Genomic DNA, 11,880 nt, shown 5'->3' with positions numbered 1-11,880 from the left:
CGACGGCCCGCAGAACCCCGAAAGCCCCGAACACCGTCTCAGGGAGGAGTCGGGCACCCGGCCCGGGGCAGGCGCCCCGGAGCAGCCGAGTGACCCGACACCGGACACCCCAGCGGAAAACGCCGACCCGTTCGGGACGGGTGAGAGAGTGGACCGTTGACATGTCGTGGCCGGTGGGCCCGGGACGATGAGGTGGGGTAACCATGAACGCGCCGTACGACGGTGACCGCGGCCAGGCCGCGGGCAGCTCGGGCTACCCCGAGGGCCCGCCGCCCGAGCACGGCCAGGTGCCGCCGCAGCACCCCGCGGACATGTACCTCCAGGACGCCTACGAACAGGACCCCTACCGGGACCGGGATCTCTCGGCCCAGGACCCGGTCGCCGAGGCGCTCTACGACCGCGCCGCACACCCCCCGCCGCCCCCCGGCACGTACCAGTCGCCGCAGCAGCTGTACGCCCAGCCGCCCCAGTCGCCGTACGCCCCCGATCCCCGCGTGTGGGCCCAGACCCCGCCGCCCGAGCCGGAGGGCCCCACCCAGTACCTGCCGTACGGCGACGACCCCCGCACGACCCAGTACGTCGGCGTCGACGACCTGGTCACCCAGGTCGGCGGCGAGCGCCACGAGCCGGACGCCTTCGCGCACCTCTTCCGGGACCAGCAGCAGGGCGGTGCCCATCCGTCGATGCAGCACCCCGGTGTGCCGGGTCCGAGCGCCGCACCCGGCACGGACCAGGGGCCGGCGGGACAGTACGGCGGGGCCTATGCCGCGGCCGGGCCGTACGGCGGCGCCCAGACGTCGCCGGAGCAGCACCAGGCACCTGCCGGGCAGTACCAGGCGCCCCCGTCCCCGCCCGCCGACGAGACACCCGCGGCGGCGAAGAAGGGCGGACGGGCCGGAGGCCTGCTGAAGTCCAGCGCCGTGATGGCGGCGGGCACGATGGTGTCCCGTCTCACAGGGTTCGTCCGGTCGGCGATGATCGTTTCGGCGCTGGGTGTCGGCCTGCTCGGTGACACCTTCCAGGTCGCGTACCAGCTGCCGACCATGATCTACATCCTGACGGTCGGCGGTGGCCTCAACTCCGTCTTCGTGCCGCAGCTCGTGCGGGCCATGAAGGAGGACGAGGACGGCGGCGAGGCCTACGCGAACCGGCTGCTGACGCTGGTGATGGTGACCCTCGGCGCACTCACTGTGCTCGCCGTCTTCGCGGCGCCACTTCTCATCCGCCTGCTGTCCGACGCGGTCGCCAGTGACCCCGCCGCCAACGAAGTCGGCGTCACGTTCGTTCGCTACTTCCTGCCCTCGATCTTCTTCATGGGCATCCATGTGGTGATGGGTCAGATCCTCAACGCCCGTGGCCGTTTCGGCGCGATGATGTGGACTCCGGTCCTGAACAACATCGTCATCATCGTGACGCTCGGCATGTTCCTCTGGGTGTACGGAACTGCCGAGCACTCAGGCATGACGGTCACGAACATTCCCCCGGAGGGCCAACGGCTCCTCGGCATCGGCGTGGTGCTCGGCCTCGTAGTGCAGGCGCTGGCGATGATCCCGTACCTGCGGGAGACCGGATTCCGGCTTCGGCTGCGCTTCGACTGGAAGGGGCATGGCCTCGGCAAGGCCGTGACGCTCGCCAAGTGGACCGTCCTGTTCGTCCTCGCCAACCAGGCCGGCGCGCTCGTCGTCACCCAACTGTCCACGGCGGCGGGCAAGGACTCGCCCGTCGACGGCACCGGCTTCGCCGCCTACGCCAACGCCCAGCTCATCTGGGGCCTGCCCCAGGCGATCATCACCGTCTCCCTGATGGCCGCCCTGTTGCCCCGCCTAGCGCGCTCCGCGGCGGAGGACGACGGCGGCGCCGTCCGCGACGACATCTCGCAAGGACTGAGGACGACGGCAGTCGCGATCGTGCCCCTCTCCTTCGGCTTCCTGGCACTCGGCATCCCCATGTGCACGCTGATGTTCGGTTCGTCGGGCACCAGCGAGGCCACCAACATGGGCTACATGCTGATGGCCTTCGGCCTCGGCCTGATCCCGTACTCCGTGCAGTACGTCGTCCTGCGCGCGTTCTACGCGTACGAAGACACCCGCACGCCCTTCTACAACACAGTGATCGTGGCCGCGGTCAACGCCGGCGCCTCTGCCCTGTGCTTCTTCCTGATCCCGTCCCGCTGGGCCGTCGTAGGCATGGCCGCCTCCTACGGCCTCGCCTACGCCATCGGCGTCGGAGTCGCCTGGCGTCGGCTGCGCAAGCGGCTGGGCGGTGACCTCGACGGCACCCGCGTGCTGCGGACGTACGCGCGGCTGAGCATCGCCTCGGTCCCCGCGGCACTGTTGAGCGGTGCCGCCTGCTACGGCATCACCCAGGCCCTCGGCCAGGGCATCGCCGGTTCCTTCGCCGCGCTGCTGGCCGGCGGTGCCGTCCTGCTGGGCATCTTCTATGTCGCCGCCCGCCGCATGCGGATCGCGGAGCTGAACTCGCTCGTCGGCATGGTCCGCGGGCGTCTGGGTCGCTGAATCGGGGGGTACGCGCACAACCATCGTCCGCCACCGTGTGTCGTGCATAGCGGCGGACTGTGGGCACAATTGGTTTCGGCGTCGGACGGCGCGCAACGGAGTCGGCCGGCGCGCAACGAATGGGGAGGCAGGAACGACGGTGGCGGAACGGAGCACGGCTGCCGTCGACGTGGCAGACAACAGCGGCGATGAGCCGCTGACCGCCAAGGCGGACCAGTCCACGGCCGACGGGGTGGCCAACAACCGGGAGCGGGACACGGAGCGCGACGAGGCACAGGAGAGTGGCGGGGCCGAGGATCCCGGAACGAAAGCCTCGCCGCCCGAGCTGCACAGCGGCCACAAGCTCGCCAGACGCTACCGCCTCGAGGACTGCGTCACCCGTCTGGACGGTTTCAGCAGTTGGCGTGCCGTCGACGAGAAACTCCGCCGCGCCGTCGGCGTGCACCTGCTGCCCGCGGACCACTCCCGGGCCCGCTCCGTCCTGGCCGCAGCCCGTTCCTCCGCGCTGCTCGGCGACCCCCGCTTCGTGCAGGTCCTCGACGCCGTCGAGGAGAACGATCTCGTGTACGTCGTGCACGAATGGCTGCCGGACGCCGCGGAGCTCACCACGCTCCTCTCCTCCGGTCCCCTGGAGCCGCACGACGCCTACCAGATGGTCAGCCAAGTCTCCGCCGCCATGGCCGCCGCCCACCGCGAGGGTCTCGCCCACCTACGGCTGAACCCCAACGCCGTGCTGCGCACCTCCTCCGGGCAGTGGCGCATCCGCGGTCTCGCCGTGAACGCCGCGCTGCGCGGCATCAGTTCTGACACCCCGCAGCGCACCGACACGGAATCCATCGGCGCCCTGCTGTACGCGTCGCTCACCCAGCGCTGGCCGTACGAGGACGACGCCTACGGACTGGCCGGGCTGCCCAAGGACGTCGGTCTCATCGCCCCCGACCAGGTGCGCGCCGGCGTCCACCGTGGCCTGTCGGAGCTCGCCATGCGCGCGCTCGCCAACGACGGCGCGACCGCCTCCCGGCACGAGTCCCCCTGCACGACGCCGGAGGAGCTGGTGAAGGCGATCGGCGAGATGCCCCGCATCCGCCCGCCGGAGCCCGCGTTCACCGCACCGCCGGAGTATCAGCGCACGACCTACCAGCAGGGCACGTACGGCCGTCCCGCACCGCCTGCGGGCACCACCCAGGCGGTGCCCTCCCCGCCGCCACCCCTGCAGAGCCGTACCGGCAAGGCCCTGAAGTGGGGCGTCTCCGCCCTCCTCATCGCCGCGCTGGGCCTCGGCAGCTGGCAGCTGGCGGACGCCCTGATGGAACGCGGCGGCCAGGCCGACGACACGAACCAGACGCAGACGACCGACGACGGGAACGACAAGAGCGACGACGAGACCAAGCCGGCCAAGCCGCTCACCGTCGCAGGAGCGCAGGAGTACGTCGCGAAGGGGGCGGCCCAGGCCCCGGAGGACGTGGCCAAGACGTACGACGGCGACAACTCGACGTACTGGCGCACCCTCAGCTTCACGGACGGTCCCGACATGAACCCCGCCTACAAGCCTGGTGTCGGTATCGTCTACGACCTCGGCTCGGCGCAGACGCTGTCGACCGCGTCGATAGGGCTGGAGTTCGTCGGCGACCACACCACGGTCTCCCTGTACGCGACGGACTCCATGAGCTCGTCCACGCCCATCAGCTCGATGCAGAAGCTGGGTACGGTGACGACGTCGGGGAACTCCGCGACCGTGAAGACCGACAAAGCGGTGAAGACCCGGTACGTGTTGGTCTGGTTCACTGCCCTGCCTCCGGCACCCGGCGACGAATTCAGCAACCCGGGCTACAAGCAGGCCGTGACCGACGTGAAGTTCACGGGCTGACGTCTCACCGAAGGGGGAGGGGGCCGATGGCGGAAGGCGCCGGGTACGACGCGGTGAGCGATCGGGATCTGCTCGCCCGCCATGTGGAAGGCGACCCTGACGCCTTCGGTGAGATCGTGCGGCGGCACCGCGACCGGCTCTGGGCGGTTGCGCTGCGGACGCTGGGGGACCGCGAGGAGGCCGCTGACGCGGTCCAGGACGCCCTTGTCTCCGCCTACCGGGCCGCCCACACCTTCCGCGGCCAGTCGGCCGTCACAACCTGGCTGCACCGGATCACTGTGAACGCCTGCCTCGACCGCGCCCGCAAGGCGGCCTCCCGCAAGACCTCGCCGGTCGACGACACCGAGCGGCTGGAGCAGTTGCTGGAGCCGCACGAGTCGGCGTCGGCCCCCGCCGAGCGAAACGACCTGCATCGCCAGCTCCTCGAAGCGCTCGGCACGCTCCCGCCCGACCAGCGCGCCGCCCTCGTCCTCGTGGACATGCAGGGCTACCCGGTCGCCGAGGCCGCCCGCATGCTCGACGTCCCGACCTGGACGGTGAAGAGCCGCTGCGCACGCGGCAGAGCCAGACTCCTCCCGCTGCTCACCCATCTACGTCCGGAAAACGCCGGTCGCGGCGAAGAGCCGGCCGCGGGACGGAACCGGGCGCAGGGGACATCCGTCCCACCGGCAGCGGGACCGCACGGTGCGGGACCACGGGGTGCAGGGCCAAGCGATTCAGCTGCTGTGAAGGGCGGAGGTGGGCGAGCGTGACATCCACGACGGATACGGCCGGGCACCCGGACGTCACGGAGATCTCCGACCTCACCGAAGGCCTGCTCCCCCCGAACCGGACCGCAGACGTACGACGGCATCTGGACGAGTGCGAACTCTGCGCTGATGTCTTCGCGTCGCTGGAAGAGATCCGGGGACTGCTCGGCACACTGCCGGGTCCGCCGCGTATGCCCGCCGACGTCGCCGAACGGATCGACGCCGCTCTCGCCGCTGAGGTTCTCCTCAACGCCACCGCACCCGATGCGATGAGCGCCTCAGCACCCGTCGACGCGGGCCGCACGATCTCCGACGCGGACGACGGCACGCGTGTTTCACGTGAAACATCGGCAGCCACGGATCGCCCCTCTGGCCACGCAGGCACCTCCACCACCGGTCCGGGGCGTAAGAACCGCAGGCGGGGCGGGCGCCGCAGGGTGGCTGTCCTGGGTGCGGTCTTCTCTGCCGCCGCTCTGGGACTCGGTTCCGTCCTCGTGTCCTCGCTGACCGGGTCGGAGCCGGGGACCACGGCCCACGAGCAGCAGTCCGCCTCCGCGGACACCTTCTCCGAGGGGGAGCTGGAGCAGCAGGTCGTGGATCTCCTCGCCAAGGGCCAGAGCTCCGGGAACGGCTCCCGCACTCCCGATGACTTCGGTGTGGAGTCCGCCCCCAGCACCGACCGGAACCGCGTCCTTCAGCAGCCCACGGTCCGGGTCCCCGAGTGCGTCCAGCAGGGCATCGGACGCAGCGACGCCGCCCTGGCGACCGAGCCCGGAACCTATCAGGGCACGAGCGCCCTGCTCGTGGTCCTGCCAGACACCTCGAACCCCGCGCGGGTCACGGCCTACGTCGTCGACGCGACCTGTGTGGATCAGTCGTCGCCCGCTACGGCCGAGGTTCTGCTGGAGCAGTCCTACACTCGCCCCTGAGGACACAACCGCCTCCTCCTGTCGCCCGGCCTCTGCTCCCGCAGGTATCTCCTCTGGGGAGCACTCCGTGTGCCCAGGCACAGCGGGAATGCGCGCCCCTTAGGATCCGTTGGGTGGGGTGAGGGTGAGAGTTCTGAAAAGGGCTCCCCCCGGTCGAACGACGCAGTCCAGAGACGAGGAATCAAGCCGTGAGCGACGTCCGTAACGTGATCATCATCGGCTCCGGGCCCGCTGGCTACACGGCGGCGCTCTACACCGCGCGCGCGTCGCTGAAGCCACTGGTCTTCGAGGGTGCCGTCACCGCAGGCGGTGCGCTGATGAACACCACCGACGTGGAGAACTTCCCGGGCTTCCAGGACGGCATCATGGGCCCCGAGCTCATGGACAACATGCGCGCCCAGGCCGAGCGGTTCGGCGCCGAGCTCGTTCCGGACGACATCGTCTCCGTCGACCTGACCGGTGAGATCAAGACCGTCACCGACACCGCGGGCACGGTGCACCGCGCGAAGGCCGTCATCGTCGCCACCGGCTCCCAGCACCGCAAGCTCGGCCTGCCCAACGAGGACGCGCTCTCCGGCCGCGGTGTCTCCTGGTGCGCCACCTGCGACGGCTTCTTCTTCAAGGACCAGGACATCGCCGTGATCGGCGGCGGCGACACCGCAATGGAGGAGGCCACCTTCCTCTCGCGCTTCGCCAAGTCCGTCACGGTCGTCCACCGCCGGGACACTCTGCGCGCCTCCAAGGCGATGCAGGAGCGCGCCTTCGCCGACCCGAAGATCTCGTTCGTCTGGGACAGCGAGGTCGCCGAGATCCAGGGCGATCAGAAGCTCTCCAGTCTGAAGCTGCGCAACGTCAAGACCGGCGAGCTGTCGGATCTCGCGGTGACCGGCCTGTTCATCGCGATCGGCCACGACCCGCGCACCGAGCTGTTCAAGGGCCAGCTGGACCTGGACGAGGAGGGCTACCTGAAGGTCGACGCGCCCTCCACCCGCACCAACCTGACGGGTGTCTTCGGCTCCGGTGACGTGGTCGACCACACCTACCGGCAGGCGATCACGGCGGCCGGCACCGGTTGCTCCGCCGCCCTCGACGCCGAGCGCTTCCTCGCCGCCCTCGCGGACGCGAAGAAGGCCGAGCCCGAGAAGACCTCTGTCTAAACCCTCAACCCGCCCCACGCACCAACCAGTTAGGAGCCCGCCGTGGCCGGCACCCTGAAGAATGTGACCGACGACTCCTTCGAGCAGGACGTCCTCAAGAGCGACAAGCCCGTACTGGTGGACTTCTGGGCCGCCTGGTGCGGTCCGTGCCGCCAGATCGCGCCGTCCCTCGAGGCGATCGCCGCCGAGTACGGCGACAAGATCGAGGTCGTCAAGCTGAACATCGACGAGAACCCGGGTACGGCCGCCAAGTACGGTGTCATGTCGATCCCGACCCTGAACGTCTACCAGGGCGGCGAGGTCGCCAAGACGATCGTCGGTGCCAAGCCGAAGGCCGCGATCGTCCGCGACCTCGAGGACTTCATCGCTGAGTGACGCTGTGCCGTCGAGCAGACGGCACCATGTTTCACGTGAAACACGAATGGGCCAGCCCGAGAGGGCTGGCCCATTCGTTTGATGTGCGGCGTTCTAGAGCGGCCTCAGGACTGGCTCCTTCTGCACCGCCCCCAGCAGCCGGTCCAGCGCCAGCTCCACGTCTTCCTTCCAGGAGAGCGTTGTGCGCAGCTCCAGCCTCATCCGCGGATACGTCGGATGGGAGCGGACGGTCTTGAAGCCGACCGCGAGCAGATGATCAGCGGGCAGCACACAGGCGGGTTCCTTCCACCGGGCGTCCCCGAACGCCTCGATCGCTTTGAAGCCGCGCCGCAGAAGATCCTTGGCGACTGTCTGGACCATCACTCGGCCCAGCCCCTGCCCCTGGTAACCCGGCACGATGAACCCGGTCATCAACTGCACGGCGTCGGGCGAGACGGGGCTCGTGGGGAACGCCGTGGAGCGGGGAACGTAGGCCGGAGGCGCGTAGAGCACAAAGCCCACCGGTACCTCATCGACATAGACGACCCGCCCGCAGGATCCCCAGTCCAACAGCACGGCGGAGATCCAGGCCTCCTTCTCCAGCGCGGACGTGCCCGCCTTTACTGCGGCCTCACCGCTGACTGGATCCAACTCCCAGAAGACGCACGTGCGACAGCGCTTGGGAAGGTCCGGAAGGTTGTCCAGCGTGAGCGGTACGAGCCGACGCCCCATGAAGGCTGTTCCTCGCTTCCTTCGCCCGCCGCATCGCGGGCGGCCGTCAGTGCGCTCCGTTCCCTGAGCAGGCTGCCGACGAACCCGCCGACCGCGCCCAGTCCCAGTCCCGCGCTCACCAGTCCGGTCCGGCTCATCGGTCGCATGACCTCGCCTCCCCTTAGAGCCTACTCCCAGGTGGATGCGCCATATCCGAACGCATCGTATCCACGATGCGATTCCATCGATACCGCCAAAAAGCAAAGTGCGGGCCGCGTTCCGGTACACACCGGACACGGCCCGCACTGACGGCACTGCTGGGCAGAACCACCCCGCCGCCCGAGGCTCAGTCCTCTGCCTCCTCGGAGTCGCCCTCCAGAAGGCTCTTCTGCAGGACCGGCCCCTCACCGGGCGCGAGCGAGCTGAGGATCCGCTCGAGGTCCTCCATGGAGGCGAACTCCACGGTGATCTTGCCCTTCTTCTGCCCCAGGTCGACCTTCACCCGCGTCTCGAAGCGGTCCGAAAGACGAGTGGCGAGGTCGGTCAGTGCCGGAGAGACCCGGGTCCCGGCCCGGGGGCCCTTGGAGCGCTGAGCCGCCTTGGGCCGCGATCCCATCAGGGTCACGATCTCCTCGACGGCACGCACCGAGAGCCCCTCGGCCACGATCCGGTGCGCCAGCCGGTCCTGCTCCTCCGAGTCCTCGACCGAGAGAAGGGCCCGCGCATGTCCGGCGGAGAGCACTCCGGCGGCCACCCGGCGCTGAACCGCCGGCGACAACTTCAGCAGACGCAGCGTGTTGGAGACCTGCGGGCGGGACCGGCCGATACGGTCCGCCAACTGGTCATGCGTGCAGTTGAAGTCCTTCAGCAACTGATCGTAGGCGGCCGCCTCTTCGAGGGGGTTCAGCTGGGCCCGATGCAGATTCTCCAGCAGGGCGTCCAGGAGGAGCTTCTCGTCCTCCGTGGCCCGCACGATCGCCGGGATCGCCTCAAGTCCTGCCTCACGGCAGGCCCGCCAACGCCGCTCACCCATGATGAGCTCGTAGCGGTCGATGCCCAGCTGCCGTACGACGACCGGCTGGAGAAGCCCGACCTCCTTGATAGAGGTGACGAGCTCGTGCAGCGCATCCTCGTCGAAGACCTCACGCGGCTGCCGCGGGTTCGGCGTGATGAAGCCGAGGGGGATCTCGGCGAAGTGGGCGCCCATGGGAGGTGCGGGCGTCTCCACGGCGCCGCTCACCGACGGCTCCTCGGTTTCACGTGAAACAGGCGGCAGCGTGGCCACCTTCGCCGCGGCCACCCCGCGCTCATTGTTCAGCACCGGCACCGTCGTGGGGGACGTGGAAGCAGCGCCTCCCACCGCAGTCTGCGCCGGCGTCCTCTCGGTCGGGGCCGCAGGGATCAGCGCGCCGAGACCACGTCCCAGCCCCCTCCGTCGCTCGCTCACTGGATCCCCTCCACCATGCTCTGGTCGCTCTGAGCGCCGATATGGGCGTGCGTCCCGTCATAGCTGACGCCGACACCCTTCAGCGCGATTTCTCGTGCCGCCTCAAGATAGGAGAGGGCACCGCTCGATCCTGGATCGTAAGTCAGCACCGTCTGCCCGTAGCTCGGCGCCTCGGAGATACGGACCGAGCGGGGAATGCTCGTCCGCAGCACCTCGTCGCCGAAGTGGTTGCGCACCTCGTCCGCGACCTGTGACGCAAGCCGCGTCCGACCGTCGTACATGGTGAGCAGGATCGTCGATACATGCAGCGAAGGGTTGAGGTGCCCCCGCACCAGGTCAACGTTGCGCAGCAGCTGACCCAGCCCCTCCAGCGCGTAGTACTCGCACTGGATCGGGATGAGGACCTCCTGGCCGGCCACCAGCGCGTTGACCGTGAGCAGACCGAGCGACGGCGGACAGTCGATAAGGATGTAGTCCAGTGGCTGCTCGTAGGACTGGATCGCTCGCTGGAGACGGCTCTCCCGCGCCACCAGGGACACCAGCTCGATCTCCGCACCGGCGAGATCGATCGTGGCGGGCGCGCAGAAGAGACCCTCGACATCGGGGACCGGCTGAACGACCTCCGAGAGCGGCTTGCTCTCGATCAACACGTCGTAGATGGAAGGGACTTCGGCGTGATGGTCGATCCCCAGAGCGGTGGACGCATTGCCCTGCGGGTCGAGGTCGATCACCAGGACACGGCCACCGTGCAGAGCCAGCGAAGCGGCCAGGTTGACGGTCGTCGTCGTCTTGCCCACCCCACCCTTCTGGTTGGCGACGACGATGACACGGGTCTGTTCGGGTCGTGGCAGACCCTCACCGGCCCGGCCCAGAGCCTCGACCGCCAGTTGGGCAGCACGACCGATGGGAGTGTCGTCCATCGGGGGCGGTGTTTCACGTGAAACATCCTCCCCCGGCGACTCGGTACGGGGACCGGGGACCGGATCGGTCATCGGTCCCGCGATGTTGGCGTCGGACCGCAAGGATTCACTCTCCTCGACTTCAGGCTCGCAATGAACAGAGCCTCCCATGTCTTCGGGGTCGCGAACCAGTGAGGCCTGGTGTTCTGTGGAGAAATCCACCTCTGTGGACAACTCCGTGCCCCTGGAGGGGGACGGAGCGTCATCCGAATCGGGAGGAGCCTCTCCGCCCAGGGAACCGAGAGGCTTGCGGTCACGAGGTTCGGCCGCGGCGCGGCCGCGGCCGATGATGCCGTGGAGCAGTGAGCGACGTTTCACGTGAAACACGATGCACAGCGGCCGGGGCCGGAACGTCGCGACACTCCGTCATGCATAGGTTTGGCAGCTTGTGTGGAGTACGTCTCGTCCTCAGGACGGATCAGCAAGCGCCTCAGGAGAACGGCACCACGGCCCAGCACCCACCGATCTCAGCGCCGCCGCCGCGCCCGCCCCGTACGTGCCGCCTTCGCACGCTTCGCCGCGAACCGCACACCGCCCGGACTCTCCCCGACCTCCACACGCACGACCGTGGACATCGGATCCACCACACCCTCGCCGACATGCAGGATGGACGTCTGAACCGCACCGAGCTTGCTCAGAGCAGTGGCCGCGCTCTTCAGCTCCTCCTCCGCGGTGTCGCCCTTGAGCGCGAGCATCTCGCCGTACGGGCGCAACAACGGAATCCCCCAGGTGGCCAGCCGATCCAGCGGGGCCACGGCCCGCGCCGTCACCACATGGACCGGCGGCAGCTTGCCCATGACCTCCTCGGCACGTCCGCGCACGACGGTCACATGATCGAGGCCCAGCAGTTCCACAACCTCGGTCAGGAAGTTCGTCCGCCTGAGCAGTGGCTCGAGCAACGTGATCTTCAAGTCGTCCCGCACCAGCGCCAGGGGAATCCCGGGCAGACCGGCACCGGAACCCACGTCGCACACAGTCACGCCCTCGGGAACGACCTCCGAGAGCACGGCGCAGTTCAGCAGATGCCGCTCCCAGAGACGGGGCACCTCACGCGGGCCGATGAGCCCACGCTGCACCCCGGTCTCGGCCAGGAGCTCGGCGTACCTCACCGCATCCGCGAAGCGATCACCGAATACGTCGCGTGCCTGCTCGGGCGCAGGGGGGAGCTCCGCTGCCTCCGTCACGGGAACC

The 11,880-nt window shown here is 69.1% G+C and carries 10 protein-coding genes; 6 read left to right on the top strand and 4 right to left on the bottom strand.

The annotated features are described in order from the left end of the window. Positions 1–203 precede the first annotated feature (203 nt). From murJ to trxA, 6 genes are all read left to right on the top strand, one after another. Positions 204–2,516, top strand: a complete 2,313-nt coding sequence (gene murJ, locus ACTWQJ_RS12255) for a murein biosynthesis integral membrane protein MurJ (protein WP_443306659.1) — start codon at positions 204–206, stop codon at positions 2,514–2,516. Positions 2,517–2,655: 139 nt separating this feature from the next. Next, on the top strand, positions 2,656–4,383 hold the full coding sequence (locus tag ACTWQJ_RS12250; RefSeq protein WP_443306658.1) for a protein kinase family protein: 1,728 nt from the start codon (positions 2,656–2,658) through the stop codon (positions 4,381–4,383). Between the two features lie 26 nt (positions 4,384–4,409). Beyond that, positions 4,410–5,135, top strand: a complete 726-nt coding sequence (gene sigM, locus ACTWQJ_RS12245) for an RNA polymerase sigma factor SigM (protein ID WP_443306657.1) — start codon at positions 4,410–4,412, stop codon at positions 5,133–5,135. Beyond that, positions 5,132–6,061: an anti-sigma factor family protein gene (locus ACTWQJ_RS12240; RefSeq protein WP_443306656.1), complete on the top strand. Its 930-nt coding sequence runs from the start codon at positions 5,132–5,134 to the stop codon at positions 6,059–6,061. The genes sigM and ACTWQJ_RS12240 overlap by 4 nt, the downstream gene beginning before the upstream one ends. Positions 6,062–6,249: 188 nt before the next feature. Next, positions 6,250–7,218, top strand: a complete 969-nt coding sequence (gene trxB, locus ACTWQJ_RS12235; RefSeq protein ID WP_224737503.1) for a thioredoxin-disulfide reductase — start codon at positions 6,250–6,252, stop codon at positions 7,216–7,218. Between the two features lie 42 nt (positions 7,219–7,260). After that, the gene (gene trxA, locus ACTWQJ_RS12230; protein ID WP_003991504.1) at positions 7,261–7,593 is read left to right on the top strand and encodes a thioredoxin; all 333 of its coding nucleotides are present in this window, start codon (positions 7,261–7,263) and stop codon (positions 7,591–7,593) included. A gap of 93 nt (positions 7,594–7,686) precedes the next feature. Here the strand turns inward: trxA and ACTWQJ_RS12225 are convergent, their stop codons facing one another. From ACTWQJ_RS12225 to rsmG, 4 genes are all read right to left on the bottom strand, one after another. Beyond that, positions 7,687–8,304 carry a GNAT family N-acetyltransferase gene (locus ACTWQJ_RS12225; protein ID WP_129798837.1) on the bottom strand — a complete coding sequence of 206 codons (618 nt, stop codon included), beginning with the start codon at positions 8,302–8,304 and terminating at the stop codon, positions 7,687–7,689. A 325-nt stretch (positions 8,305–8,629) separates the two neighbouring features. Beyond that, positions 8,630–9,730, bottom strand: coding sequence for a ParB/RepB/Spo0J family partition protein (locus ACTWQJ_RS12220; protein ID WP_443306655.1), 1,101 nt, complete (start codon positions 9,728–9,730; stop codon positions 8,630–8,632). Next, positions 9,727–10,800, bottom strand: a complete 1,074-nt coding sequence (locus ACTWQJ_RS12215) for a ParA family protein (RefSeq protein ID WP_385510668.1) — start codon at positions 10,798–10,800, stop codon at positions 9,727–9,729. Before ACTWQJ_RS12215 ends, ACTWQJ_RS12220 begins: the two co-directional genes overlap by 4 nt. Positions 10,801–11,156: 356 nt before the next feature. Continuing rightward, positions 11,157–11,873, bottom strand: coding sequence for a 16S rRNA (guanine(527)-N(7))-methyltransferase RsmG (rsmG, locus tag ACTWQJ_RS12210; RefSeq protein WP_443306654.1), 717 nt, complete (start codon positions 11,871–11,873; stop codon positions 11,157–11,159). Between the last annotated feature and the right edge of the window lie 7 nt (positions 11,874–11,880).

Source organism: Streptomyces sp. KR55, from assembly GCF_052245645.1.
GTDB lineage: Bacteria > Actinomycetota > Actinomycetes > Streptomycetales > Streptomycetaceae > Streptomyces > Streptomyces flavusporus.
The sequence above is the reverse complement of the archived record's forward strand: the minus strand, read 5'-3'. Positions and strand labels throughout refer to the sequence as shown.

What these genes read in the sequence shown, in the direction of transcription:
- murJ (WP_443306659.1), top strand. Translation starts at nt 204, where the DNA reads ATGAACGCGCCGTACGACGGTGACCGCGGCCAGGCCGCGGGCAGCTCG.
- sigM (WP_443306657.1), top strand. Translation starts at nt 4,410, where the DNA reads ATGGCGGAAGGCGCCGGGTACGACGCGGTGAGCGATCGGGATCTGCTC.
- ACTWQJ_RS12225 (WP_129798837.1), bottom strand. Translation starts at nt 8,304, where the DNA reads ATGGGGCGTCGGCTCGTACCGCTCACGCTGGACAACCTTCCGGACCTT.
- ACTWQJ_RS12215 (WP_385510668.1), bottom strand. Translation starts at nt 10,800, where the DNA reads ATGGGAGGCTCTGTTCATTGCGAGCCTGAAGTCGAGGAGAGTGAATCC.